A 25,892-nucleotide genomic window follows, 5' to 3' on the forward strand; every position below is an offset into this window, starting at 1 on the left:
GTAGCGGCCATGCGATTGCTGGCCGCCCTGATACTGCTGACCACCACGATGACCGGAGCGGCGGCTGATCCCGCTCCGGTTGTCGACGGGTGGAAGAGCTCACCTGTGTACGTCGATCCCACTCAGCGCGCGCTGGTCCCGGATCGGGATGCGGATGAGCTGAAGGACCGGGTCGACGGGCGGGTCCCGGCCATCCGGATCGCCGTGGTGCCGGCGGCAGTGCTGAACAACGGCGGTAGCGACAACGGTGCAGCGGCCAAGGCCTACGTCGACGCACTGGTCGACAAGCAGGCCGCCGACGGTATCTATCTGGTCGTCTTCGGCGGCGCGCTGATCTGGGGGAGTGCGGTCGGTGTCGACACCCCGATCGCGAACATTCTGAGCGAGGAGCTGGCCAGGCACAGCCGGTCCGATCCGGTCGGCACCCTCAACGGAGTGCTGGACCAACTCAACGTCCCGAAAGCCTCAGATGGTCCGCCTGGCTGGATTTGGCTCGGGCTGCTGGTCTTGGTGCTGCTCGCGGGACTCGGACTGGTCCGGCGTTGGTGGAAGGCACGGCCGGCCACGGAGTCGGGTCCGGCGCTGTACCGACCGTCGTACGACGTGCTGCCGGATGAGGCCGACACCCTGACCGAGCGGCAAGCGCTGGCGCGTGAGGACGTCACACGGTTCGGTGAGGAACTGGATGCCGCAGACGTGCGTCTGGAGGGCATGGATGTCACAGCCACTGCGGCAGATGTGCAAGCAGCACTGGATGCGTACGCCGATGCCGGTCGCGTGGTCAACGGTGACCTGGACGACGACGAGCTGGTGGATGTACGTGCGCGCGTCGAGTACGGGCGCTGGCGACTCGCTTGTGCGCAGGCACGGGTTGCAGGCACGCCAGCCCCGCCGCGTCGGGCCCTGTGCTTCTTCGACCCAGCACATGGCGTCTCGGTGACTGACTGGATGTACACGCCGGGCGGCGGGCAGCCGCGAGAGATCCCTGTCTGCAAGGCATGTGAGACCCGACTCTCGAGGAGCAAGCGATGAAGCGTCTGCTCGCAGTACTCGCTCTCGTGGTGATCCCAGTGCTCCCGGCACAGGCAGCGACCACGCCAGATGCCTACATGAACGAGGTGGCCTCACACCTTGGTGACCCGGGAGTGTGGGTCGACCCCGACGTCAGCCAGCTGAGCTCCAGTGAGGTCGCTGAACTGAGTGCAGCGGCGAAGGGCGCCGCGGCGCCGATCCGGATCGCCGTCATCCCGGCCACGAAGATCTCGAAGTCCGGGTACTACTCGACCCTGGCGTGGGAAGGCGAGGAGATCGCCGACCAGCTGTACGACCGGGTCGGCGTCGAAGGCGTGTACGCCGTCCTGGTCGATGCGAGGTCGGAGAGCAAAGGCCGTGGCTTCCATGCGGTCCAGCGAGCCGACCATGGCCCGACGTACCACGTGGGTGATGCAGTGGATCAGGCCGTTGACTGCTGTGCGCCGGACTACGACCGCATGCTGGCGCGCTTCATTCAGCGGGCACAGGTGGTCGACGACCCTTGGTACATCGACGTAGCGCCGTGGGCAGGCGGAGTGGCCGGCCTGTTCGGCCTGTGGTGGGGCACGGTCACCCTCGGAGCACGGCGGGCACGTCGCAAGGATGAAAAGGAGCACCTGGCTGTCACGCAGCCGATGCTGAACGAGGAGATCATCGCGCTGTCGCAGCAAGTGGCAGCACTGCCCACGACGAACGAGCCGCAGCAGGCGAAGCTGTCCAAGGACGTGCTCGACACAGTCGAGAAGGCACGGCACCGGTTGGACGCGGCCAAGGGTGACGCCGACATCGAGGCGGTGACGACCCTGCTGGGTTCCGCGCGCTACGGGCTGGTGTGCATCGACGCCGTGCGTGCTGGGCAGCCGATACCGAAGCCGACGGCACCCTGCTTCTTCGACCCGCGGCACGGGCCCAGCACGGACCAGGTGAACTTCGAGCCTGAGGGTGGCAACGTGCGCGAGGTCGACGTGTGTGCCGCCTGCAAGCAGCGCGCAGTGGCCGGTGAGGAGCCCCAGGTCCGCATGGTCAAGCTATGGCGGGATCCCAGGCCCTACTGGACATTCGGCGAGGAGATGGCCGCCTACATCGACGGCTACTGGTCGCAGGGCGACGGACGACGCTGGTGGTTCCCGGACGAGGACGCTCGGCGGGCTGGCGATCGCATGCGGTCCCGCTGGGCCTCTCGCCGGGCGGGTGCCCGCTTCGGGCGCTGGAGCTCCGACGTGGGTTCGTCGGTCAGCAGTTGGTCGTCGTCCGCGGGTTCGTCGTCCAGCGACGATAACGACAGCAGTTGGTCGAGTGGATCCTCGCGGCGGTCCTGGTCGTCCCGGACCAGGTCCAGCGGCGGTGGCTCCTCGCGACGGTCGTCGCGTCGCTCAGGCGGGTCCCGCGGTTTCTGAGGTCGTCGGCACGGCCAAGGCGATGGTCAGGTCGAGCACGGTCTGCGGGTCGTCCAGCCGGGGACCGAAGAGCTGACGTAGCTGTGTCATGCGGTAGCGGACGGTCTGCGGGTGGATGTGCAGCGCCGCGGCGACGTCGTCGCGGCGGCCCAGGTGCAGCAGCCATTCGCGCAGTGTCTCGGTGAGGCGCTCTGCCGTGGTCGGGCGGAGGTCCGCGAGTGGTGCCAGCACGTGTCGGCGGAGATCCTCGAGAGCCGTCGGGTCGGACGTGACGACCAGCGTCGCCAGGTGGCTGTCGGTATCGACCGCTGCATCGGCGTCGGCGGTGAGCCGGAGTCTGTGGGCCTGGAGAGCGCGCAGGTACGACGTCCGGACCGTCGTCCACGGTTGGGCGGGACCGACGATGGCCTGGCGGCCGCGAAGGCTTCGCAGCAGGGTGGTCCGGGCTGAGCCGTCAGCATCGGGGAGCATCAGCACGCCGAGCTCGGTCGCGTCGTCCTCACCCGGTGCAGCAGTGAGATCGCCGAGCTCGGCCAGGTCGTCCTCGGGATGCAGGGTTCGTGGGTCGAGCGCACCGAGGATGGCTCTGAGCTGTGCGCTCGGCAGGATCACGGCCGTCAGAGTCCGCGGCGGCTCCCAGTCGGCTTGCTGGGCTTTTCCGATCAGGTGCTCGGGGGCCTCGCCCAGCAAGAGGCTGCGGCTCAGCGCTTGGAGGTAGCGCTGCCGGACCCGGCCGGTGGTGGCCAGCTCGTCGGTGTGGCCGGAGACACTCGCCGCGGACAGCTCGTCGATGTAGGCGAAGACGAGCTCCGCGAACTTGGCCAAGGTCTCGGCCGGCAGGCCAGCCTCGACAGCGGTACGGGAGAGCTCCCGCCACGACACCCGGGCGCCGACGCGATAGGCGGCGAGCAAGGCATCCATGCTCCGGCCGCTCCGGGCCTCGCCGCGACCCAGCGCGTACGCGCCTTCGAGCGTCGGCGCGAGCGGCGTACCGGCCGCACCGCTGCCGGCCAGTCGGAGGAAGCCGCCAAGGGCGAGCTGGACGGCGCTCTCGATCTTGGCTCCCATCGGTCCGGCCAGCGCGTTGGTGTACCCCGGAACCTCGACGATGATCGCCGTCACCGTGCGGCCGGCGATCTCCGCCAGCCGGGCCCGGAGGAGAGCGATTGCCGCTTCGCCGAGCTTGAGCTCGGCGGCTCCGCGGGCCGTCCGGCTGGCGTGCCGCGTGGGGTCAGAGTCGGACAAACTGTTCTCTCCGAACAACATCGGGTTTCAGATTCACCATCTTTGGTCATGAAACTACACCTTGGGTCGAGGATGCTGGAAGGTATGACGACCTTTGCTGCTGACCCCCGCGCGCGGCAGACGTTCCGCGACCGGCTGCGTGACCGGGTCTGGCAGGTTGCGTCGGCGGCCACCCACCCGCGTGACCCCGCCGACTACCTCGACATGTTCCGTCCGCTCCGGGCCGGCGCCGACCTGCGCGCCCGGGTGGTCGACGTCCGTCCGGAGAACTGCAACGCGGTGACCGTCGTACTGCGGCCTGGCCAGGCCTGGCGCGGGCACCAGCCCGGGCAGTACGTCCGGATCGGGCTCGACGTCGACGGCGTCCGGTTGTGGCGCTCCTACTCGCTGACCTCCGCACCGGGCGACGGACTGATCACCATCACTGCCAAGGCAGTCCCGGACGGTGTGGTCAGTGCGCACCTCTCGCAGGAGCTGCGGCCGGGTCAGCTGGTGCACCTCGATCAGGCGGTCGGGGACTTCGTGCTGCCGAACCCGGCGCCGCGCAAGATCCTGTTCATCACCGGCGGCAGCGGCATCACCCCGGTGATGGGCATGCTGCGCGCAGGCCTTGGCCGGTTCGAGGACGCAGTGCTGGTGCACTCCGAGGCTCGGGCCGACGACGTGATCTTTGGTGACGAGCTGCGCGACTACGCTGCCGCCGGGCACCTGCGGCTGGTCGAGCAGCACACCGATACGCACGGCAGGCTTGACGTCGCCGCGCTGGCGGACGTCGTACCGGATCTGGCGGAGCGGGAGACGTGGGCCTGTGGCCCGGCCGGCCTGCTCGACGCGATCGAGGAGCAGTGGGCGTCGCTCGAGGAGATCGGCGAGCTGCACACCGAGCGATTCCGTACTGCGCTGGCTGAGCCGGGAGAGGGCGGCAGCGTCACCTTCTCGGCGACCGGGACCACCCTTGAGCTCGACGGTACGACGCCGATCCTCGACGCCGGCGAGCAGAACGGCGTACTGATGCCGTCCGGCTGCCGGATGGGCATCTGCTTCTCCTGCGTGCTCCCGCTGCGCTCTGGCTCGGTGCGTGACCTCCGCTCGGGCGAGGTCACCACCGCCGCACCCGGCGACGGCGTACTCATCCAGACCTGCATCTCGGCCGCGGCCGGTGCCTGCGACATCGACTGTTGAGAAAGAGACCCCTGTGACTGTTATCCAGAAGAAGGCCGCCAACCCGATCGCGCACCTGTCTCCCGAAGACATCGAGGAGATCGGCCGCCGGCTCGACGCGATCCGCGACGAGGTCCTGGCCACGCGTGGCACCCGCGACGCGGCGTACATCCGCAAGGTGATCAGTGTGCAGCGCAAGCTGGAGCTGGGCAGCCGTGCGGTGCTGCTGCTGTCGCTGTTCCCGCCGGCCTGGCTGATCGGTACCGCGGGGCTGTCGGTGGCCAAGATCCTGGAGAACATGGAGATCGGTCACAACGTCCTGCACGGCCAGTGGGACTGGATGCGGGATCCGAAGATCCACTCGACCAGCTACGAGTGGGACCACGCGTCGCCGGCCGAGCAGTGGAAGCACGCGCACAACAACCTGCACCACACCTTTACGAACGTGGTGGGCAAGGACAACGACCTCGGCTACGGCATCATGCGGGTCGACGAGGACCAGCGCTGGTACCCGCTGTACCTGGCGCAACCGTTCTGGAACTTCGTCAACGCGATGTTCTTCGAGTACGGCATCGCGGCGTACGACCTGGAGCTGGGGAAGAACCTGGCCACCAAGGAGCGCCGCCAGGACCCCGGCTTCAAGGCGCGCACCAAGCAGGTGCTGAAGAAGATCCGCGGCCAGATGACCAAGGACTACGTCGTGCACCCGCTGCTGTCGGGGCCGTCGGTCCTGCACACGTTGGCTGCCAACGCGGTCGCCAACGTGGTCCGCAACGTCTGGTCCCACTCGGTGATCATGTGCGGGCACTTCCCGGAGGGCGTCGAGACGTTCGAGAAGAAGTCCATCGACGGTGAGACGCGCGGCGAGTGGTACCTGCGGCAGATGCTCGGCTCGGCCAACATCAGCGGCAGCCGGGCGATGCACATCATGACCGGCAACCTGTCGTTCCAGATCGAGCACCACCTGTTCCCGGACCTGCCGAGCAACCGGTACCAGGAGATCGCACCGAAGGTGCGAGCGATCTTCGACGAGTACAACCTGCGCTACACCACCGGTCCGCTGCCGAAGCAGGTCGCCTCGGCGTGGGCGAAGGTGTTCCGGCTCTCGCTGCCGAACGACTTCGGCTCTAGGCTGCGGTCGCTAGGACGGTCGGCAGGTCCTCGCTATGGAGCACTGCCAGCGAGGTGACGGCTCGGGTGAGGCAGACGTAGAGCCGGCGGAGGCCGGTGCGCTCGTCGGCCTCACCAGCCACGATCCCAGCCGGCTCCACCAGCACCACGTGGTCGAACTCGAGACCCTTGGCGAGTGAAGCCGGTACGACGTCCAGGTGCGACTCGGCGTCGTCCTCGTCACCCAGTACGGCGAAGGTGAGCCCCTGCTCGTGCAGCGCCTTCCGGGCGGCCGGGACGAGCGCATCGGGAACGATCAGGCCGATGGAGCCCGGACGGCTCGACACGTCGCCCACTGTCTTCACCGCGGCTGCCAGGCTGTCGTCCACCCGGGTGATGCTGAGTTCACCGCGCGCCCGTCGTACGGCGGTCGGCGGTGTGAGGTGTGGTGCGATGAGCGGGAGCAGGAGAGCGGCGTACTCGATCACTTGACCGGGGACGCGGAAGCCTGCGGTCAGTTCCTCGGTGTGGGCGCCAGTCTTGCCCAGGTGCTTGAGGGCCTCCTCCCACGACGGGGTGGCCCACGGAGTGGTGCCCTGCGCGATGTCACCGAGCACTGTCATCGATCCGGTCGAGCACCTGCGGCCGACGGCACGCAGCTGCATCGCGGACAGATCCTGCGCCTCATCCAGTACGACGTGGCCGAGTGACGGCGTCCGGTCGACCAGGTCGGCGATCTCGTCGATCAGAGTGGCATCGGCAACCGACCACTTGGCCGCACCCGCCGACCGCGGTGCCTTCTCCCAGATCAGCATCGCCTGCTCTTCGGCGGTCAGAATGCCTTCGGCGTGCTCAGCAAGCAGCTCCGGCTCAGTAAAGAGGCGGAACAGCATCTTGGCCGGATCCACTGCCGGCCACAGAGCCTCGGCGTACTGCTTGACCGGACGGCTGCGCGCGACTGCGTCCTGTACCCGGTCGTCCGGCGAGTCACCGGCCGCCTCCATCCGCAGCAGTACGGCGTGCGCCAGCCGCTGCGGCAACATCGCCCGGCCGGCGCCGTACCGGATGCCCCGGGTGCGGAGTTCAGTGACCAGCTCCTCAGCCTGGTAGGCAGCGACCCGCCACCGGTGTGAGCCGCGTGGGACGACCAGTGCCTCCTCCGGCGTCCGCACCTGCGACCAGACGGCCCGGTGCAGCACCTCCGCCATCCGGCCATCGCCCTTGAGTACGTCGAGCGCTGCGGGACCCGGCCCGGCCACGCGGACGTGTGCGACCAGCTCTTCGACGGTGGTCTGCTTGGCCTCGATCTCGCCCAGTGCGGGGAGCACGTCGCCGATGTAGCGCAGGAAGCTCGCGTTCGGGCCGACCACGAGCACACCGGCCCGGCTGAGCTGGTCCCGGTAGGCATAGAGCAGGTACGCCGCCCTGTGCAGTCCGACCGCGGTCTTACCGGTACCGGGTGCACCCTGGACGCAGATCGTCTGCTCGACGCCGGCCCGGACGATGACGTCCTGCTCGGGCTGGATGGTCGCCACGATGTCACGCATCGGACCGGAGCGCGGCCGCTCGATCTCGGCGTCCAGGATGTCGCTGTGGTCCTCGACGGGGGCGGCGGTGGTCAGGTCCTCGTCTTCGAACGCGGTCATCTCGCCGTGCGTGAAGCCGAAGCGGCGCCGGTGGCCGACCCCCATCGGTTCGGTCCGGCTGGCCCGGTAGAACGGCACGGAGATGTCTGCTCGCCAGTCCACCACCAGTGGCTCGCCCATGGCGTCGTTCACGTGCCGGCGGCCGATGTGGAACGTCTCCGGGGCCGGGTCGACGTAGTCCAGCCGCCCGAAGAACAGCGGGACCTCCGGGTCGTCCTCCAGCTCCTTCATCCGCCGCCAGATCGCGGCCTTCAGGAACTCCTCGCTGACCGGGTCCGCACTGTGGATCTCCAGGGCGCCGGTCTTCTCCCGCATCTGGGCCAGTGCGGCCCGGGAGGTCTTCAGATGGTTCTGCTCGGCTTGGAGGGTGTCGGACGTGTCTGCGGGCATGAGTGACCTCCAGCAGGGGGTGGGGAGCCCGGCTACGTTACTTGAGCACCTGCCGGATCGGTACCGAATTACGCGCCCGCGGCAGGTCGTCGTGCAGTCCCCGCCGGAGCAGCAGCGGCAGACAGGCCGCGAGCAGCACCAGGGCGACGATTCCGTCGAGCCAGTAGTGGTTGGCGGTCATCACCACCACTGCGAACGTGATGATCGGGTGCGCGAGCCAGAGCCAGCGCCAGCGGGACCGGGTGATCAGGATCATCGACAGGGCGATCAGGGCCGCCCACCCGACGTGCAGGCTCGGCATGGCGGCGAACTGGTTCACCACGCTGCCGGACCGGTCCGCGCCGTACACGGACTGGTCGAACACCAGGCCGGTGTCGACGAACCCGGGCATCATCCGCGGTGGTGCGAGTGGGAACGCGATGTGACCGATCAGTGCGAGTCCGGTCAGCGCTGCGATGGTCCACCGCACGTTCGAGTACGCCTTCGGTCGCCAGATGCTCAGCCAGAGCAGTACGGCCCCGGTCAGCGGCGCATGCACGGAGGCGTAGTACAGGTTCGCTGACTGGACCAGATGGGGGAGGCTGAGCGCCGCCTGCTGGATCGTCGCCTCGTTGGGGAGGTGGAGCCAGTTCTGGAACGACAGCACCTCGTGGGCATGGTCGAACGCGGACCCGGTGTGCTTGGCGGCGATCTGCCGCCCGGCGCTGTAGACCCCGAACAGGGTCGCCAGCAGCACCGCCTCCCGAATCACTCGCCAGACCGTCGTCCGACGCTGCTCCCCTGCTGTCCCCACCCGCTCTGCAGCTTGCGTCCCCATACCTTTCGACGGTACTAGCTGTTCCCTCAGGATTTGCCCAGGCGCAACCCTGACGTTGCCCTGGGCAACCCCCGGGGAACTCTTTGTGACAGGGCCGATACGCCGCCGAGATCAGCCCTTCACGGCACCGGTCAGCACGCCCTTCGCGAAGTGCCGCTGCAGGAACGGGTAGATCACCAGGATCGGGACGATCGACACCACCAGGATCGCCATCTGGATCGAGGCTTGCGGTGGCAGTAGCTCGGTACCGAGCTCCGCACTGCCCAGCTGGGTGTCGTTGATGACGTACGTTCGCAGGACCAGTTGCAGCGGCCAGAGCTTGCTGTCGTTCAGGTAGAGCAGTGCGGAGAAGAACGCGTTCCAGTAGGCCACCGCGTAGAACAGCCCGATCACTGACAACACCGCCTTCGACAGCGGCAGGACGACGTACCCGAACGTCTTGAGCTCGCCGGCACCGTCCATCCGGGCGCTCTCGATCAGCTCACCGGGCAGGTTCATGAAGAACGCCCGCAGCACCACTACATTGAAGGCGCTGACCATGGTGGGCACGATCAGCGCCCAGATGCTGTCCAGCAGACCAGCGCCCTTCACCACCAGGTACGTCGGGATGATGCCGGGTGAGAACAGCATGCTGAACAGCACCACCAGCAGGATCGGCCGTCCGGCCACAAAGGCCGGCCGGGACAGCGCATAGGCCAGCAGACACGACACGGTCAGGCTGAGCAGAGTTCCGACCACGGTGACGAACACGCTGATCAGCAGCGCCTGCGTCACCACCCCACCTGCGAACAGCGACCGGTACGCCGCGAAGTCGATCGAGTCGGGCAACAGGACCAGTCCGCCGGACTCGTTGATCTGTTTGTTCGGCGCGACGCTGGTGGAGATCACTCCGACGAACGGGATGATCACCACCGCGCAGAACACCAGCAGGACAAGGCCTTTGAAGACCCGCATCGGCCAGGAAGGTGCGGGGACGCCTTGGACGATCATGCGGCTCACCGGCTGTACACCCCTTGCTCACCGAAGATGTGGGCGACTTTGTTCGCAGTGAGGACCAGTGCGACGCCGACGAGCCCCTTCACCAGGCCCACCGCTGCTGCGACGCCCCACGCGCCTCCTAGGACACCGTTGTTGTAGACGTAAGTGTCGAGGACCTCGCTGATGTCGCGGCCGACCGCCTGCTGCTGCAGGATGATCTGCTCGAAGCCGACGGTCAGCGAGTCGCCAAGGCGCAGGATGAACAGCAGGATGATGATTCCGCGCAGTCCTGGCAGCGTGACGTGCCAGAGCTGCTTCATCCGGGTCGCGCCGTCCACACTGGCCGCCTCGTACAACCGCGAGTCGATCTGGGACAGTGCGGCCAGAAACAGGATGGTCGCCCAGCCGGTGTCCTTCCAGATGATCTGCGACGTGAGCAGCACGTGGAACAGTTCGGAGTTGCCGATGATGTTGAGCGTCGCCAGGTCGTGTGAGCGCAGGTAGTTGTTCAGTAGGCCGCTGCCGCCGAGCATCTGCTGGAACAGTGCCACCACGATCACCCAGGACATGAAGTGCGGCAGGTAGAGGATGCTCTGCGCTATCCGCTTGATCCGCTCGGAGAACAACGAGTTCAGCAGTAGGGCCAGCAGAATCGGTGCTGGGAAGACAAAGACCGACTGCAGCGCGGTCAGGACCAGTGTGTTCTTCAGAGCGCGCAGAAACGCCGGATCGCCGTTGAAGATCACCGCGAAGTTGGACCAGCCGGACCAGTCGCTGCTGCCGATCCCCAGGAACGGCTGGTAGTCCTTGAAGGCGATCACGTTACCCAGCAGCGGCACGTAGTGGAACGCGATGATCAGGGCGGCACCTGGCAGCGCGAACAGCAGCAGGACTCGGTCACGACCCAGGCGGTGCCAGAGGCTCATTTACTCTCCGCCAGCGCCTGCTCGAGCTCGGAGCGGATCTTGTCGCCCCCTGCTGACTTCCAGTCCGCCACTCCGGCCGTCCAGTCCGAGACAGGCTTCTTGCCTTGGACGATCTGACTCTCCAGGTCGGTCAGGGTCTTTGCGAGCTGCGCCTGCTTCTTCGACTGGGTGTCCGAGTACAGGCCGTACGACGCGTCGTACACGAGGCGCTTGGCGATCTTCTGCTGGATTGCGTGCTGCTTGCGCGGCACCTCGGGCTTGCCGGCCCAGTAGAGCGCCAGAGGTGAGTCGCTGATGTACTGCAGGCCGATGCCGGTCTCGACGACTCCCACCTTGGTGGGTACGGGATCCGTGCCCTGCAAGGCGTAGTGGCGGCCAGCGACGCCGTACTTGCGGAACAGGTACTCCTCGGTGCCGAACGGTGCGGCCATCCAGTTGGCGATCTTGAGCAGGGTGTCAGGGGTGTGCTTGCTGTCCTTGCTGAAGGCGGTGACGTTGTTCAGTGCGCCACCCATCCACGGACTGCCTTCACCACCGTCGAAGCCGGGGACGTCGAGCATGTTGACCGCGAACGAGTCGCCTGCGGTGTTGTCGGCGTAGTACTGGTTCCAGGCGACGAAGCTGTCGTAGTCGAAGGCCGCAGTGCCACCGTTGAACCACTGCTTGCGTGCACTGGCCTTGTCGTTGAACGCATCCGGGTTGATCATGCCGGCAGCGACCATCTTGCGCGCCGCCTCGAGCGCCTCCTGATTGGCCTCGTGTTCGTAGCTGGAGCTGAACTTGCCGCCCGCCTCCTTCCAGACATTCGGTACGTCGAGCATCTGGCGGATCGTGGACAGCGGCACCCGGGTCCAGGCCCACTTGTTCTGCTTGGCGGCGGTGAGCTCCTTGGCCAGGCCGAAGAACTCCTCGAAGTTCTTCGGCGCAGGGTTCTTGATGCCCTTCGCAGCGAGCAGGTCCTCGCGGTAGAGCGCCAATGACGTCCGGGACATCCCCCGCGGGACGGGGACGCCATAGATGGCGCCGTTGAAGACGCAGCCCTTCCAGTAGACGGCCGGGATGTTCGCCAGGAACGGGTACTTCTTGATCGCGTCCCCGGACAGCTGCTCGGTGAGGTCCAGGCACTTGGCCTTCACCAAGCCAGGGATCTGTGCGGTGTCCACCGGGATGTTGAGGATGTCCGGTAGGTCACCGCCGGCGAGGCGGGTGGCGAACTTGTCCTTGTACTCGTCGTTGGACGCCATGCTGATCTGCAGCTCGGAACCGAGTCGGTCGTTCAGGGCCTGCCAGAACTCGTTCCGGTCCGCTGCGGGCGGGATGGCGCCAGGGATGTTCGTGAGGAACGTGACGGGCTTCCCGTCACCAGGTGCCTCGGCGATGGCCCGGACCGGGTTCGCGGGGTACTTCAGGAAGGCGTCCAGGACCACGCTGTCGCCAGGGAGGTCCGGAGCGACACCGGCGTACTTGGTGAAGGCGGGCAGGGCGACGGAGCGGTTGGCGGCCGCGGTGTTCTTCGGACCGGACGAGCACCCGGTGACCGCGACAGCGGCGGCGGCCAGTCCACCGCCGAGGAACGAGCGTCTGCTGATGGACATGAAGCCTCACCTTCCCTTGGAAGGCCACACGATGACATAGTACGTCCTATGTCTTCAAGACCGAGCGTTGTCTTCGAGCCTGCCGGGAGCGGCTATCACACGTTCCGCATCCCAGCTGTGGTGGCGCGGGGTCAGCTGGTGCTCGCATTCTGCGAGGGCCGGCGGCACGGGTCCGGGGACGCGGGGGAGATCGAGTTGGTACTGCGGCGCTCACTCGACGGCGGACTGACCTGGCAGCCGCTGCAGGTCGTGCTGGCTGTGGCTGGGAAGACCTGTGGGAACCCGGCGCCAGTCTTCGACCCGGCCAGCGGAGACGTCGTACTGGTGTCGGTGCAGAACGACGCCGAGGCCGTTGAGTCGGCGCTCGTGCGGGAGCGCGACGGCCGACGCGTCTTCGTGCAGCGGTCAGCCGATGACGGTACGACGTGGAGCGCGGCGGTGGAGATCACCGAACAGGTGAAACCGGCGGACTGGGGCTGGTACGCGACCGGACCGTGTCACGCGATCGCCTTGCACAGTGGGCGTTTGGTGGTGCCCGCGAACCACTCTGAGGTGTCAGCCGGCGTGAACGGCGGCCACTGCATCGTGAGCGACGACGGCGGCCACACCTGGTCGGTGGGGTTCGTCGATCGCAATGACGGGCCGGAGATCAACGCCAACGAGACTGCGGTCGCGGAGCTTCCCGACGGCCGGCTCTACTTCAATGCACGCAACCACCTGGGCACAGGACCGGCCCGGGTCCACGCGTGGTCGTCAGACGGCGGTACGACGCTCGACGCGCCGTACGCGGGGATCCCGGAGGTCACAGCACCGGGGATCCAGGGGAGCGTGCTGACGCTGCCCGACGGGCGATTGTTGCTGTCGACACCGATCGACCCGACGGCCCGCCGGGAGCTGACCGTCTTCGTGAGCTCCGACGCCGGTGCGTCGTGGGAGCCCTTGCTGGTCGTGCATCCCGGGATGGCCGGGTACTCCGATCTGGTGCTGCTGGCCGACGGGTCGGTGGGGATCTTCTACGAGGCCGGTGAGACCTCGTCGTTCGCTGCTCTGCGCTTTGCCGCCTTCACCCTTTGATCACTAGGAGACCGCCTTGCTGTCTGGTGTCGTACCGCCGCTCGTCACACCGTTCACTTCGTCGTACGACGTGGACACCGGTTCGCTGGCCCGGTTGATCCAGTACCAGTTGGCCGGGGGAGTGAACGGGCTGTTCGTTCTCGGTACCTCTGGTGAGGGGACGTTTCTGACCGACGAACAACGGCAGGTGGTGTTGGAGACGGTTGTAGGTGAGGTGGCCGGTCAGGTGCCAGTGCTGGCCGGAGTGATCGACGCGTCGACCGCACGGGTCGGTGCGCACGTTTCCGCGGCTCTGAAGGCCGGTGTGGACGGACTGGTCGCTACAGCACCGTTCTACGCGGCAACGCACCCGGCGGAGATTGAGCGCCACTTCACGCGGTTGGCTGCGCACGCTGGTGGGACGCCGATGTACGCCTACGACATTCCAGTGCGGGTTGGGACGAAGCTGCCGACGTCACTGGTCATTTCGCTTGCCCAGGCTGGGGTGATCGCTGGTGTGAAGGACTCCAGCGGGCAGGAGCCCAGTCTGCGCCGGCTGGTGATGGAACGGCGTGAGGCGGGTCTGAAGCAGTTCGCGATCATGACCGGGTCAGAGGTGGCGGTCGACTCCGCATTGGCGTTCGGCGTGGACGGCGTCGTACCGGGGTTGGGGAACGTGGACCCTGCTGGCTACGTGCGGCTCTTCGCTGCGTCCAGTGCGGAGGCGTGGGCCGAGCAGGAGCGACTGATCCGGCTGTTCGACATCGTGGACGTGGCGGACCGGTCCCGGATGGGGGCGAGCTCCGCGGCGCTGGGCGCCTTCAAAGCGGCGCTGTACCTGCTCGGGGTGATCGAGTGCCCGGTCACGGCGTACCCGGGCATCCCCCTCGACGAGGCGGAGATCGCGGCGATCCGGCCGCTACTGGAGCAGGCCGGATTACACTGACCATCCTTATCGGAGGTGGATGGTTGTGACGAGGGCACGTGGTGCGGCGGGGAACCAGAGCTTCATTCGCGACCAGATGAAGTCCTACATCCTCGAGCGCGGGCTGAAGGCCGGCGACCCGCTGCCGAACGAGCAGGACCTGATGGCGCAGCTCGGCGTCGGCCGGCATCCACTGCGCGAGGCGATGAAGGCGCTGCAGGCGGTCGGCATCATCGAGATCCGCCATGGCTACGGCACGTACGTCGGTGAGGTGTCGCTGCAGTCCCTGGAGGACGGTCTGGCGTTCCGGATGTCCCAGTCGATGGCCGGAGACCTCCGCGACGTACAGAACGTCCTGGAGGTCCGGCAGGCCCTCGAGGTCGGCCTGGCCGAGGACGTCGTCGCGCACTTCAGCACCCACGGCGCCGAAGGGCTCGAAGAGCTCGTCCAGCGGATGGAGTCCAAGGCCACCGCAGGCAGCTACTTCCCCGACGAGGACTGGGCCTTCCACCAGGCCCTCTACGAGCCCCTGGGCAACGCCCTGGTCATCGACCTGCTCTCAGTCTTCTGGCGCACCTTCGCCGACGTCGACGCGCGCCTCCCCGGTGCCCGCTACACCCCAGCCGACGCTGCCGCCTGGCACCGCGACCTGCTCCAGAAACTGCAGTCCGGCGACCCCGACGCCTTCGCCCGCTCCATGAAGTCCCACTTCAACGGCATCCACACCCGGCTCACTGCCTCATAACAGAGCGCGCACTCCGAATCACCTTCGGTGAACCTCTTGGTTTCTAACGTTTCACCTGAACGCGGAAACCACGACGAGAGGGAGATGCGTATGCGAAGGATTCTTGCTGCCGCCATGGCGGTCGGCGGCGTCGCGGCAGCACTGACGACCGTGACGGCGACGACGGCACAGGCCGCGCCGTCCTGCCCGGACAGCTATGTCGATGGGCATGGCACGGTCTGGGTGGCCAAGTGCAATTCACTCGACCCAGGCGACCACTACTACTCCGCGGTGACGGACTGCTCCAACGGTGAGCGCCGCCAGGGCCCGTGGGTCACCGTGGGGAACTACTCGAGTGCCTACTGCCCATCCGGTTCTGTGGTGAACACGCGGTTGATCGCCACCTCGCCGTAGGTACCGGCCGCGGGTGCGTCGCTATGGCGCACCCGCGGGTTCCCCTCAGGCGAAGAGGTTCTCGGCGTCGACGATGGTGTAGGCGTAGCCCTGCTCGGCGAGGAAGCGCTGGCGGTGGGCGGCGAACTCGGCGTCGATGGTGTCGCGGGCGACGATGGAGTAGAAGCGGGCGGTGCGACCGTCGCCCTTGGGGCGGAGGACGCGGCCGAGGCGCTGGGCCTCCTCCTGGCGGGAGCCGAAGGTGCCGGAGACCTGGATGGCCACGGAGGCCTCGGGGAGGTCGATGGAGAAGTTGGCGACCTTGGAGACGACCAGGCGGGTGATCTCACCGGTGCGGAACGCCTGGAACAGACGCTGGCGCTCCTTGACGGTGGTCTCGCCCTTGATGACTGGACACTCGAGTCGTTCGCCCAGCTCGTCCAGCTGGTCGATGTACTGACCGATGACCAGCAATGGCTCACCTGCGTGGTGGTCGGCGATGCGGCGGACCAGCCGGGACTTGGCCGGCGTGGACGCCGCCAGGCGGTAGCGGTCCTCGGGCTCGGCGGTCGCGTAGACGAAGCGCTCGGTCTGCTCCAGGTCGACGCGCACCTCGATGCAGTCCGCCGGAGCGATCCAGCCCTGTGCCTCGATGTCCTTCCAGGGCGCGTCGTACCGCTTCGGGCCGATCAGGGAGAACACGTCACCCTCGCGGCCGTCCTCACGGACCAGAGTGGCGGTGAGACCGATGCGCCGGCGGGTCTGCAGGTCGGCGGTCATCCGGAAGATCGGTGCGGGCAGCAGGTGCACCTCGTCGTACACGATGAGGCCCCAGTCACGCGCGTCGAACAGCTCCAGGTGCGTGTAGACGCCCTTCCGGCGCGTGGTCATCACCTGGTACGTCGCGATCGTGACCGGCCGGATCTCCTTGCGGGCACCGGAGTACTCGCCGATCTCGTCCTCGGTGAGGCTGGTGCGCTTGAGCAGCTCGTCTTTCCACTGCCGGGCCGACACCGTGTTCGTGACGAGGATCAGCGTGGTCGCCGAGGCCTGTGCCATCGCAGCGGCGCCGACGATCGTTTTACCAGCACCACAAGGCAGTACGACGACGCCCGAGCCACCGTGCCAGAACGACTCGACCGCCTGCTCCTGGTACGGGCGCAGCTCCCACCCGTCCTTCACCAGCTCGATCTGGTGCGCTTCGCCATCGACGTACCCGGCGAGGTCCTCAGCCGGCCAGCCGAGCTTCAGCAGCGTCTGCTTGAGGTGACCGCGCTCTGACGGGTGCACCAGCACGGTGTCGTCGTCGATCCGCGCGCCCAGCATCGGCTTCACCTTCGCCGAGCGCAGCACCTCCTCCAGCACCGGACGGTCGGTCGTCACCAGCACCAGTCCGTGCTGCGGGTGCTTCTCCAACCGCAGCCGGCCATAGCGATCCAGAGTCTCCGCGATGTCCACGAGGAGCGAGTGCGGTACCGGATAGCGGCTGTAGCGCAGCAGTACGTCGATGACCTGCTCCGCGTCATGCCCAGCAGCCCGTGCGTTCCACAGGCCGAGCGGAGTCAGCCGGTAGGTGTGCACATGCTCAGGAGCCCGCTCCAGCTCGGAGAACGGCGCAATGGCCTTGCGGCACTCACCAGAATCCGGATGCGCAGTCTCCAACAGCAGAGTCTTGTCCGACTGCACGATCAACGGCCCGTCCGTCACCCGTAGCTCCCATTCGTCGCCCGACCCTCCATTGTGCCCCTACCCGCCAAACCAGGAGTCAGCCTTCGACGACCCGGGCGGTGGAGATGCGGTGCAGGGCGTAGGTGTGGGGCTGGTTCGTGCTGGGGTCGTAGGCCGTGAGCCAGCCGTCGGCGACCCGCGTGGGCTCGACGATCCGCTCGGAAGCGGTGCCGTTGTGATCCACGTAGGAGATCCAGGTGCGCGTGTGCGCCTCGGCGGCGTTGGTGAGGATCGCGATCGTCTCCGCAGGTGCCGAGGGCTCGGCGGCTCCGTCGTCCGTCGGCCGGTCCGCGGCCAGCTTGTCACCGCTCCGAACCTTCTCGATGACAGCCTTCACCTGGTCGGGTGTGAGGTCGATGGTGCTGTCAGCGAAGTCCCGGCTGGTACGGCGGCGCGGTGGCTCACCACGTCGAGTCGCAGCCGTGCTCACATGCACCACGCCGTCAAAGGTCTCAGCCAGTGGCGCCAGTCCGGCTTCACGCAACCGGCTCAGCACCATGTCCGGCGGTGACGGTGAGACGACCACCGTCGGCGCTAGCCGGCGGAACCGCACCCCCGGCAGGTTCGAGTTCACCAGCTGGTTGAGCACGTCCTCGTCGTCACACCGCAGGTACGTCGACGCCGTCCCCAGCCGCAGTACGCCGTGTCGCCGGGCCACGTCGTCGATCAGGTACGACAGCGGCTGCGGGATCGGTGTCCGCGAGTGCTCGGCCAGCCACTTGTGCAGTTGGTCCGCGGTCCGGCCGAGGTCGAAGGCACGCCGTACTGAGGCCTCACTGAAGCGGTAGACCGCAGCGCCGCCTTGCGACTCCACGTCCGCCATCGCGGACAGGTCGTCCTGCACGGATCGCACCAGCGGGCCAGGAGCGACTGCGGTCAGGTCGGCCTGCAGGAGGATTTCAGACACTGGCTCCGGTACGAGCGGGCGGATTGCCTCGGCCAGGTCATCGACCGTCGGCTCCTGCTCCAGGAGTGGCCGGCCATGGGTCGCCAACGCGCCGAGACCAGTCAGACCAAGCAGTGCGGCTTCGGTGAGCGCCCACTCGACCAGCTCGTCGCGGAACTGTCCACCGCGCCGCGGTCGATGCCAGGCCACCCAGGTGACCACCGAGTGCGTGGCGGGGGCAATCCCGGTGGCTGTCTGGCCTAGCGCGTTCAGCGTCAGGACCCGAACCTCTGGCGCCAGCAGGCGCTCCAAGTCCGGGGCGAGCGCGTTGATGAGGCGCTCGCGTGCAGCAGCCGTGGCACCACCAGAGTCTCGACGACCGATCAGTCCGATCGCTCGTAGTCCGCCGAACCAGGCTGTGACGAGCTGGGCCCAGCGATGCGCCAGATCCAGTTCGAGCCAGTCGTCGTACGCGTTCGTCGGCAGCCAGAGCTCATTGGTCCCGACCTCGACGGCCGCGACCAGTCCGGCGGCGTACGCGATCTCAAGCACCGCTGCGGTCGTCGACTCCTCCGCACCGACCTTCCCGGCCAGACTGCGCAGCTCACGGACCCCGATCCCGCCGGTCCGCAGTACGGGCGGCGGCTCGATGCCAAGCTGCTCCAGCGCTCGGTCGACCTGGCGAACCAGGTCCAGCGCGGCTCCGGCCGCGGCCCGGTCGACGATCGACGCCATGACTGTCTTGCCGTCCAGCGGCGGCGGTGTCGGCCGCGTCGACGCGAGCACTCGCCCGCCCCGCAGATGCAGGCCGATCTGCCGCGGCAGCACGACGGTGTTCGGATCACGCGGTACGACGAGGCCACGCGCGAGCAACCGCTCGACCGGGGTCCGTGCGGATGCGATGGTCACCGGACGCTCGGCCTTCTCGACCGTGCCGGTCGGAGGACCCCAGGTGAGCTTGTCGAGCACCTCACGCGCTTCCGGACCAGCGTCCTCGATCAGCTTGTCCAGATCGCCGAAGTGCCGGGTGGTGATCGGTCCTAGCCCGGCCGGTGTCGGACCGAGCAGCTCGTGGACCGAGCGGATCAGCCGCAGGTCGTCCTCGGTGCCCCAGACCAGAGCGAGGTCCAGCAGCTCGGCCACTCGGGGCTGGACGATCTCCACCGGCTGGCCGACGCCCGCTGCCAGGTCGGCCAGGGACACCGGCTCCGGCAGCGCCGACAGCGACTCCAGCAGATCGACACCGAACTCGTCGAGCCGGTTGATCGCCCGGGCCGCCGAAGCGTTCGTGGTGGCCCGGGCAGCGAGCTGACTGGTGTCGGCCGGGATCGGCATGGCCAGGTCAGGCCGGTGCCGGAGCAGCGTCCCGAGGGCAGTGTCGTCCCAGGTGCGCAGCGCCTCTGCGAGGGTGCGTGGGCGGTACCGCTCGGACGTGGTCATCCCTCCAACGGTACGGCCCATCCGACCCGATCACTAACCACTGGTTACTCCGCGGCCCCGGCGAACCCGATCCGGTGGAAGCCGACGCGCTCGTAGACGGCCGCGACCGCGTCACTCTCCGCCGAGAGCAGCATCAGCTCCACGCCGTTGTCGAAGGCGTTCTCGACGAGTACCGAGGTCACTGCCGCCGCCAACCCGCGGCGGCGCATCGAGGGCAGCGTGGCGACGCCGACGATCTCCGAGGCCGTCCCGACCGGCTGGTGCTGGCCGCAGGCGACCATTCCCTCGTCGGTGAACGCCCCGGCCGACACTGTGACGCCTCGACGCTGCCGGTCCGCAAGGCCCTCGATGAACGCTTCGGTCAGCTCGGTGGCTGCTGCGTCCCGTTCGGCCGGGCCGCCACTGCCGACCGCAGTCCCGCCGTCGCTGAAGGCCACGTTCTGCAGGCCTCGTCCCTCCCGGATGACCGAGGGCTCCACGGGCAGGATCTCGACGCGGGCGTCTGCCGTCGCAGGCTTGAAGTCCGCCTTCTCCATCACCAGCAGTGGGTGCTCGATCACCGTGAGGCCCGCCTTGGTCGCTGCCGGTCCCAGCGAGGGACAGGCCTCGACCACCCACTCGAAACTCAGCGGGAGCTCCAGCTCCGCGCACCGGGCGCGGACTGCCTCGATGTCGGCCGGCTCCACCGTCACACCGGCCCGGGGGCGCGCGTAGTACGGCCAGATCGTCGTACTGCGGAACAAGGTGAACGGACCGATCTCCTCGGCCTCGGCGTTGGACAGCGGGACCGAGTGCAGGTACTCGTCGACTCTGGTGATCATGGCCACGCAGTGAATCACCACTTCGAGGTCAGCGCCACGAATTTCGTCCTCCGGTGAAACATGTCGAGTTCTGCCGGACAGCTCCGACGTAGGAGTGTGAGATCACCTTCCGGGAGGACTTCGATGGAGCATGTGACGTCTGCCGACGGTACGACGATCGCCTACGAGCGGATGGGCAGCGGACGACCGCTCGTCCTCGTGCCGGGCGCACTCTGCGATCGGAACGCGCTGAAGCCGCTCGCACTCGCGTTGGCCAACGAGTTCGACGTGATCAGCTACGACCGGCGTGGCCGCGGCGAGTCCGGTGACAGCACGCCGTACGCCGTGGAGCGCGAGGTGGAGGACATCGCCGCGCTGCTGACCGCACTGGGCGGCACTGCGGCCGTGTACGGCCACTCGTCTGGCGCCGGACTGACCGCGATTGCCGCGAGCAGCGGACTGCCGTTCACCAAGGTGGTGCTGCACGAGCCGCCGTACGGGCCGGACGACGCCGACTCCAGCGAAGACGGTGGCCGGGTGCTGGAGCTGCTGCGGGAGGGCCGCAACCAGGAGGCGGTCCAGACGTTCCTGCTGATGACGGGCATGCCGATGGCAGCGGCCGTCGAGATTGCTGGCGTGCCCGGCACGGCCGAACTCGGCCCGACGCTCGCCTACGACTTCGCCGTCATGGACTACGGCGCTCCGGGCGGCCGCCTGCCGACCGAGCTGCTGGCGAAGATCAACCAGCCGACGCTGGTGCTGGCCGGCACCGCCTCACCGCCGTTCATGGTCGACGCCGGCTACCGGGTCGTCAAGGAGCTCCGGGCGGCCGCACTGATCGAACTCGCCGACCAGAACCACGTCGTACCGCCGGAGTTCCTCGCACCCGTCCTGCGGACGTTCCTGCGCGGGCAGGACGTCAGTCGACGATGATCTCGATGGAGACCTTGTTCGGGTAGAACGCCACGTACTCACGGATGTCGGCGACCGCGTCGTACGGCTGCTCGTAGGTCCACACCGCGTTCACCCCGTCCTCGCCCGCGGGCAGGATGCTGTAGTACGACGCGTCGCCCTTGTACGGGCAGTACGTCGTGTGCTCGGTGCGCTCCAGCAGGCTGAAGTCGACGTCGTCGCGGGGGAGGTACTGCGCCGCCGGGTACGTCGACTCCTGCAGCGACAGCGCGTCCCTGCTGTCCGCCAGCACCTGGTCGCCGAGCCTCACCACCACCCGGTCCGGGTTCTTCGCGATGGTGATCGGGTGGTCCGGACCTGGGATCTTGCGCGTCTTCTCAGCCATGACGGATGACAACCGACGGCGGCCGGGGTGCATTCCCTACGGCTGCTCGAGCTCCACGACCAGGCAGGGGCCGCCGTCGAAGGCTCCGCCGTCGATCCCGAGGACCAGGCCGTCGGCGTACAGGTGGGGGCCGGTGAGGAACTCGGGGGAGATGTGCAGCATGTCGGCCACGATGCTGTGGCCGTGCACGATCCGGCGGCCGCCGAGGGCCTGGAGCATGATGCGGGCCACCTCCGGACCGCTCACGCCGCGGAAGGCGTAGCGCGACGTCATCCGGCGCCAGATCTCCCACCAGACCACGATGTCGTCGGTGTGCAGGTCGGTGCGGGCCCGGGTGTTGATCTGCTCGAGGGTGTCGCCCCACTCGACGTACTCCGCGGTGTCGGAGTGCATCAGCAGGTGGTCGGCGTCCAGGGCGAGCAGGGGCTGCTCCAGTAGCCAGGCGGCGTCGTCGTCGGTGAGCAGCTCCTGGTCACGGTCCTGGCCGCCGTTCAGGGCCCAGGACCGCTCGAAGCTGCGGCTGGTGATGCCGTCGTGCGGCACGAAGGTGTCACCGAACTTGCGCATCCCCAGCGCGAGGATCTCGTGGTTGCCGAGCAGTACGTTGACCGCGCCGGCCGGCGCCTGCTCGACCAGACCGCGGACGAAGCGCAGGGCGCCGATCCCGTCCGGGCCGCGGTCGAAGAAGTCGCCGAGCACCCAGAGCCGGGCGTCCGTACCGGACCAGTTGCCCTCAGCATCGGTCAGGCCCGCCGCCAGCAGCGACGCCTGCAGTTTGTCCGGGTGCCCGTGGATGTCACTGACGGCGAAGACGCGCGTCATGTCAGCCCCGAACGGTCAGCACAATCAGTACGACGCTCAGCGCGGTCACGGCGGTGGCTACCAGGCATGCCGCGAGAGTAGTCGCTTTGCGGTTGACAAGGCTGCCCATGACGCGCCGGGAAGCGGTCAACCGGACCAGTGGCCACAGGGCGCACGGGATGCCGAAGCTCAGCACGACCTGGGAGACCACCAGCGCTCGGCTGGGGTCGATGCCGATGGCCAGGATGGCCAGAGCCGGGACGAGAGTGATGAGGCGGCGCAGCGACAGCGAGACCTTGCGCTTCCAGAAGCCGTCCAGGATGACCGAACCGGCGTAGGTGCCGACCGACGAGGAGGCGAACCCGCTGGCCAACAGGGCGAGTGCGAACAGCAGTGCGGAGAAATGACCGAGCCGGTCACCGATTGCTACGTGAGCAGCGTCCAGCGAGTCGGCACCCGAGCCGTTGAGCGCAGCGGCGGCCAGAACGACCATGGCCAGGTTGACCGCGCCGGCCAGTGCCATGGCGATGGCCACGTCGGTGCGGGTGGCGCGCAGCACCCGCTGCTTGCCCGCGGTCGAGCGAATCGACTTCCAGTGCCGGTCTGTGACCAGTGCACCGTGCAACCAGATCGCATGCGGCATGACGGTGGCGCCGAGCATGCCGGCCGCCAGCACCAGTGACTGCGTGCCGTCCAGCCGCGGGACCAGGCCGCCGAGCACACCGGAGGCCGAGGGCTCGGAGTTGATCGTGGAGACCACGAAACCGACCAGAACGACGGCCAGCAGCCCGATGATCGCAGCCTCGAACGGCCGCTGCCCCCGCTTGGACTGGTAGATCAGCAACCCGAACGAGACCACACCGGTGATCACACCGCCCAGCAGCAACGGAATACCGAAGAGCAGGTTCAGCGCGATCGCACCGCCGACCACCTCGGCCAGGTCGGTCGCGACCGCCACCAGCTCGGCTTGGGCCCACAGCCCGGTCGACGTGGACCGCTTGAAGTGCTCGCGGCACAGCTGCGGCAGCGTCAGTCCGGTCGCGATACTCGCCTTGGCCGCCAGATACTGCACCAGCACGGCCATCAGGTTCGCTCCGACGACCACCCAGCACAGCAGGTAGCCGTAGGTCGCACCGGCCGCGATGTTGGTCGCGAAGTTCCCCGGATCGACGTAGGCGACCGCCGCAACGAACGCCGGTCCGAGCAGCAACAGCCCGGACCGGTTCAACTGCCGCCTCAGTGGCGCCGGTGCATACATGAGAGAAGTCTCTACGACGGAGTCAACAGCGCAACCCCGGTTCCAGCTTTGAGACAGGCGTCTCAGGCCCAGGAGAAGTGCACTTCGAGGGAAACCTCGACGGAGTGGTCGCCGGGGGTGATGTTGAGGGAGGCGGCGTCGAAGGCCTTGGCCGCCATGCTCAGCGCCTCGCCGCGGATGGGGGCGTGGTTGTCGGTCTCACTGATCGCTGTGACCGAGCCGAGTGAGTAGCCGGCCAGGGTGGCGAGCTCGGTGCCCTTCTCCTGCGCCTGGCGGAACGCGAGCTCACGGGCCTGGGTCAGCAGCGCGGTCTTGTCCTGTACGTCGAACTGCAGCGACTGCAGGTTCAGGTTGTTCCCGGCGGCGCCCACTGCCGCGTTGAGCAGCGTGCCGAAGCCAGTGAGGTCCCGGGTGGTCACGATGAGCTGGTGCGAGCCCCGGTACGCGGCAGCGGTTCCCGGCTCGCGGTACTCCTGGTAGACGTTCACCGTCGTCGTACCGATGTCAGACGCCTCAACGCCCTGCTCGCGCAGCGCAGCAACCACTGCATCCGTGCGCTCGGCCACCTGCGCGACCGCGGCCGCCACATCCGCCGCGACGTGCTCGACGCTCATCGACACCCGCAGTACGTCGGGCGCCGTACTGACCTGACCTGATCCGACAACCGTTACCCCAGTTTCCATGCCAGCCAGTCTGGCATCGATCAGCTAGCCCTGGGGATGATGCGGGCCGGGATGTTGTGCAGGTGGCACAGGGAGAGCAGTGCGGTGCCGTCGATGAGCTGGAGCGGTTTGCCGGTGGCGAACTGGTAGCTGGTCGGTCCGAAGCCGCTGGTGGTGATGAGGATGCCTTTGGTGGCGCCGGCGTCGAGCACGGTGCCGAAGAGGTCGCGGACGGCGGAGGGCGGGACGGTGCGGGTCCAGAGCTTGGCCTGGACGACGAACTTGCCGCCGGTGATCGGGCGCGGGTCGTAGGCGACACAGTCGATGCCGCCGTCGGTGCCCAGCCGGAAGAGGCGGGTCTCAAGGCCCATGCGGGTCAAGAGATTCTGGACCAGGTGCTCGAAGGACTCCGGGCTCAGATCCAGCAGGTTGGGCCGGCTGTCGATCTCACTCAGGACGTCGATCGGTTCGACCGTGCGCGGATCGGCCAGGTCGAAGTCCAGAACCGGCTCGACCGGCTGCAACTCCTCCGGATGCCGGGAGACCTCAGCGGCGAAGTAGTGGCGCACACAGGCGACTGGGTCGAGCTGGTCGAGCACGAGGTCCTGGAACTGCTCACGCGTTGCCCGCAGGGTGATCAGACACGGTCGCACGGTCTGGCCGGTCGGTAGGTCCACCGACTCGACCATGCCGTTGAACACGACGGTGTCGACGACGCCGTACCGGTCGCTGCCGAAGACGAGGTGCAGCGCGCGCAGTGCGAGCTGGGCAACGAGCTGCTGGTACAGCAGCCGCACCTCCTTCTCCGGCCGCGGCTCTGCCACCACTGCGTCGGCCACACGGTCATATCGGTACGACGCCTCAGCCGGTACGACGCTCATATCCGGCAAGTCCCATTCGATGGCCAGCAAGGTCGATTCGGGCACGTAACCGACCCGGCGTCGACGAGGGAAGTCAGGTGGTTCAGTCACTCGCTCCAGCGCCTTGGTGAAGTACCGCGTGACGGCAGCGCGGTCATGGTTCTCCACTGCACGCTGGTACGCGTCGACCCGGGCGTGCTGCTCTGCGGTCGCCTCGTCCAGCCGGCGCTGCTGCTCGACCTGCTCACGCACAGCGCGAGCCACGCGGTCGCGGCGGTTCTGCTCGGCGGCCCGGTGCCGCTCGATCGCTTCCGCGAACCTGTCCTCGGCTGCGGCCAGCCGACGCGCGTAGCGGCGTTCGGCTCCCCACCAGCGGAGCCGTCCCGGCGACTGGGGCAGGAACGCGTCCCAGACCGGTCCGGGACGCGCTGTCAGGTCGGCTGCCGGTACGGCGGGCGGCGCCCGGCGGGGTGTCCGTTTCAGGGTCTGCAGGTCGGTGCCGTGCACATCGATCGCGAGTGCATCGGCCAGGATGTTGCCCAGGTCCCGGACATGGTCGGTCACCGCAGCGGTCCGTTGTGCCGCCTCGGCGGTACGTCCGGGCGGACGGTCGCTGCGGTGACCTTCGGCGGATCGGCCCATCGCCTCACACCTCTCCCGTTCACTGTAACGGTCCAATGACACAGCGCGACCGTCGTGACGCAGAGTTGGCAAGGACATTGCTTGCCGTCCACCCCCTGTTTCCTGCCGCACGTGCGGTTGCACAGG

Annotated in this window: 23 protein-coding genes; 9 read left to right on the forward strand and 14 right to left on the reverse strand. The window is 67.8% G+C overall.

The window, feature by feature from the left end; genetic code table 11:
* Positions 1-9: 9 nt before the first annotated feature.
* Both ACIA49_RS10990 and ACIA49_RS10995 read left to right on the forward strand, forming a co-directional pair.
* Positions 10-1,032, forward strand: a complete 1,023-nt coding sequence (locus ACIA49_RS10990; protein WP_396376932.1) for a hypothetical protein — start codon at positions 10-12, stop codon at positions 1,030-1,032.
* Positions 1,029-2,429: a hypothetical protein gene (locus tag ACIA49_RS10995; RefSeq protein ID WP_396376933.1), complete on the forward strand. Its 1,401-nt coding sequence runs from the start codon at positions 1,029-1,031 to the stop codon at positions 2,427-2,429. Before ACIA49_RS10990 ends, ACIA49_RS10995 begins: the two co-directional genes overlap by 4 nt.
* On the opposite strand, the gene ACIA49_RS11000 is transcribed toward ACIA49_RS10995, so the two are convergent.
* A complete protein-coding gene (locus tag ACIA49_RS11000; RefSeq protein ID WP_396376934.1) occupies positions 2,406-3,674 on the reverse strand; it encodes a PucR family transcriptional regulator in 1,269 nt (422 codons plus the stop codon). The genes ACIA49_RS10995 and ACIA49_RS11000 overlap by 24 nt on opposite strands.
* 84 nt (positions 3,675-3,758) lie before the next feature.
* Between ACIA49_RS11000 and ACIA49_RS11005 the strand changes: the two genes are divergently transcribed.
* Both ACIA49_RS11005 and ACIA49_RS11010 read left to right on the forward strand, forming a co-directional pair.
* Complete coding sequence (locus ACIA49_RS11005; protein ID WP_396376935.1) at positions 3,759-4,856, forward strand: ferredoxin reductase; 1,098 nt, start codon at positions 3,759-3,761, stop codon at positions 4,854-4,856.
* A 13-nt stretch (positions 4,857-4,869) separates the two neighbouring features.
* Positions 4,870-6,024: a fatty acid desaturase family protein gene (locus ACIA49_RS11010; RefSeq protein ID WP_396376936.1), complete on the forward strand. Its 1,155-nt coding sequence runs from the start codon at positions 4,870-4,872 to the stop codon at positions 6,022-6,024.
* Here the strand turns inward: ACIA49_RS11010 and ACIA49_RS11015 are convergent.
* From ACIA49_RS11015 to ACIA49_RS11035, 5 genes are all read right to left on the reverse strand, one after another.
* Complete coding sequence (locus ACIA49_RS11015) at positions 5,963-7,981, reverse strand: HelD family protein (RefSeq protein WP_396376937.1); 2,019 nt, start codon at positions 7,979-7,981, stop codon at positions 5,963-5,965. The genes ACIA49_RS11010 and ACIA49_RS11015 overlap by 62 nt on opposite strands.
* Positions 7,982-8,018: 37 nt before the next feature.
* Positions 8,019-8,798, reverse strand: a complete 780-nt coding sequence (locus ACIA49_RS11020; RefSeq protein WP_396376938.1) for a phosphatase PAP2 family protein — start codon at positions 8,796-8,798, stop codon at positions 8,019-8,021.
* Positions 8,799-8,909: 111 nt separating this feature from the next.
* Complete coding sequence (locus tag ACIA49_RS11025; protein ID WP_396377185.1) at positions 8,910-9,788, reverse strand: carbohydrate ABC transporter permease; 879 nt, start codon at positions 9,786-9,788, stop codon at positions 8,910-8,912.
* 5 nt (positions 9,789-9,793) lie between these two features.
* On the reverse strand, positions 9,794-10,702 hold the full coding sequence (locus ACIA49_RS11030; protein ID WP_396376939.1) for an ABC transporter permease: 909 nt from the start codon (positions 10,700-10,702) through the stop codon (positions 9,794-9,796).
* Positions 10,699-12,297: an ABC transporter substrate-binding protein gene (locus tag ACIA49_RS11035; protein WP_396376940.1), complete on the reverse strand. Its 1,599-nt coding sequence runs from the start codon at positions 12,295-12,297 to the stop codon at positions 10,699-10,701. Before ACIA49_RS11035 ends, ACIA49_RS11030 begins: the two co-directional genes overlap by 4 nt.
* Before the next feature lie 48 nt (positions 12,298-12,345).
* Here ACIA49_RS11035 and ACIA49_RS11040 point away from each other — a divergent pair, with 48 nt between their 5' ends.
* The 4 genes from ACIA49_RS11040 (at position 12,346) to ACIA49_RS11055 (ending at position 15,413) form a co-directional block, all read left to right on the forward strand.
* Positions 12,346-13,371, forward strand: a complete 1,026-nt coding sequence (locus tag ACIA49_RS11040; protein ID WP_396376941.1) for an exo-alpha-sialidase — start codon at positions 12,346-12,348, stop codon at positions 13,369-13,371.
* 16 nt (positions 13,372-13,387) lie between these two features.
* The gene (locus ACIA49_RS11045) at positions 13,388-14,296 is read left to right on the forward strand and encodes a dihydrodipicolinate synthase family protein (protein WP_396376942.1); all 909 of its coding nucleotides are present in this window, start codon (positions 13,388-13,390) and stop codon (positions 14,294-14,296) included.
* A 25-nt stretch (positions 14,297-14,321) separates the two neighbouring features.
* Entirely contained in the window at positions 14,322-15,020 is a 699-nt protein-coding gene (locus ACIA49_RS11050) for a FadR/GntR family transcriptional regulator (protein WP_396376943.1), read from the forward strand.
* Positions 15,021-15,110: 90 nt separating this feature from the next.
* The gene (locus tag ACIA49_RS11055) at positions 15,111-15,413 is read left to right on the forward strand and encodes a hypothetical protein (protein WP_396376944.1); all 303 of its coding nucleotides are present in this window, start codon (positions 15,111-15,113) and stop codon (positions 15,411-15,413) included.
* A gap of 45 nt (positions 15,414-15,458) precedes the next feature.
* On the opposite strand, the gene ACIA49_RS11060 is transcribed toward ACIA49_RS11055, so the two are convergent.
* Genes ACIA49_RS11060 through ACIA49_RS11070 form a run of 3 tightly spaced genes read right to left on the reverse strand, consistent with a single transcriptional unit; the run spans position 15,459 to position 20,267 of the window.
* On the reverse strand, positions 15,459-17,099 hold the full coding sequence (locus ACIA49_RS11060) for a DNA repair helicase XPB (RefSeq protein ID WP_396376945.1): 1,641 nt from the start codon (positions 17,097-17,099) through the stop codon (positions 15,459-15,461).
* Positions 17,100-17,157: 58 nt separating this feature from the next.
* A complete protein-coding gene (locus ACIA49_RS11065) occupies positions 17,158-19,446 on the reverse strand; it encodes a helicase-associated domain-containing protein (RefSeq protein ID WP_396376946.1) in 2,289 nt (762 codons plus the stop codon).
* 44 nt (positions 19,447-19,490) lie between these two features.
* Entirely contained in the window at positions 19,491-20,267 is a 777-nt protein-coding gene (locus ACIA49_RS11070) for a GNAT family N-acetyltransferase (RefSeq protein ID WP_396376947.1), read from the reverse strand.
* A gap of 123 nt (positions 20,268-20,390) precedes the next feature.
* Here ACIA49_RS11070 and ACIA49_RS11075 point away from each other — a divergent pair, with 123 nt between their 5' ends.
* Complete coding sequence (locus ACIA49_RS11075) at positions 20,391-21,179, forward strand: alpha/beta fold hydrolase (RefSeq protein ID WP_396376948.1); 789 nt, start codon at positions 20,391-20,393, stop codon at positions 21,177-21,179.
* On the opposite strand, the gene ACIA49_RS11080 is transcribed toward ACIA49_RS11075, so the two are convergent.
* From ACIA49_RS11080 to ACIA49_RS11100, 5 genes are all read right to left on the reverse strand, one after another.
* The gene (locus tag ACIA49_RS11080; RefSeq protein ID WP_396376949.1) at positions 21,166-21,543 is read right to left on the reverse strand and encodes a DUF427 domain-containing protein; all 378 of its coding nucleotides are present in this window, start codon (positions 21,541-21,543) and stop codon (positions 21,166-21,168) included. The genes ACIA49_RS11075 and ACIA49_RS11080 overlap by 14 nt on opposite strands.
* 36 nt (positions 21,544-21,579) lie before the next feature.
* On the reverse strand, positions 21,580-22,365 hold the full coding sequence (locus ACIA49_RS11085) for a metallophosphoesterase (RefSeq protein WP_396376950.1): 786 nt from the start codon (positions 22,363-22,365) through the stop codon (positions 21,580-21,582).
* Between the two features lies 1 nt (position 22,366).
* Positions 22,367-23,602, reverse strand: coding sequence for an Nramp family divalent metal transporter (locus ACIA49_RS11090; RefSeq protein WP_396376951.1), 1,236 nt, complete (start codon positions 23,600-23,602; stop codon positions 22,367-22,369).
* Between the two features lie 62 nt (positions 23,603-23,664).
* Entirely contained in the window at positions 23,665-24,285 is a 621-nt protein-coding gene (locus ACIA49_RS11095) for an SIMPL domain-containing protein (protein ID WP_396376952.1), read from the reverse strand.
* Between the two features lie 20 nt (positions 24,286-24,305).
* On the reverse strand, positions 24,306-25,766 hold the full coding sequence (locus ACIA49_RS11100; protein WP_396376953.1) for a restriction endonuclease: 1,461 nt from the start codon (positions 25,764-25,766) through the stop codon (positions 24,306-24,308).
* Positions 25,767-25,892: the final 126 nt, after the last annotated feature.

Source organism: Kribbella sp. NPDC051587 (assembly GCF_044453945.1).
GTDB lineage: Bacteria > Actinomycetota > Actinomycetes > Propionibacteriales > Kribbellaceae > Kribbella.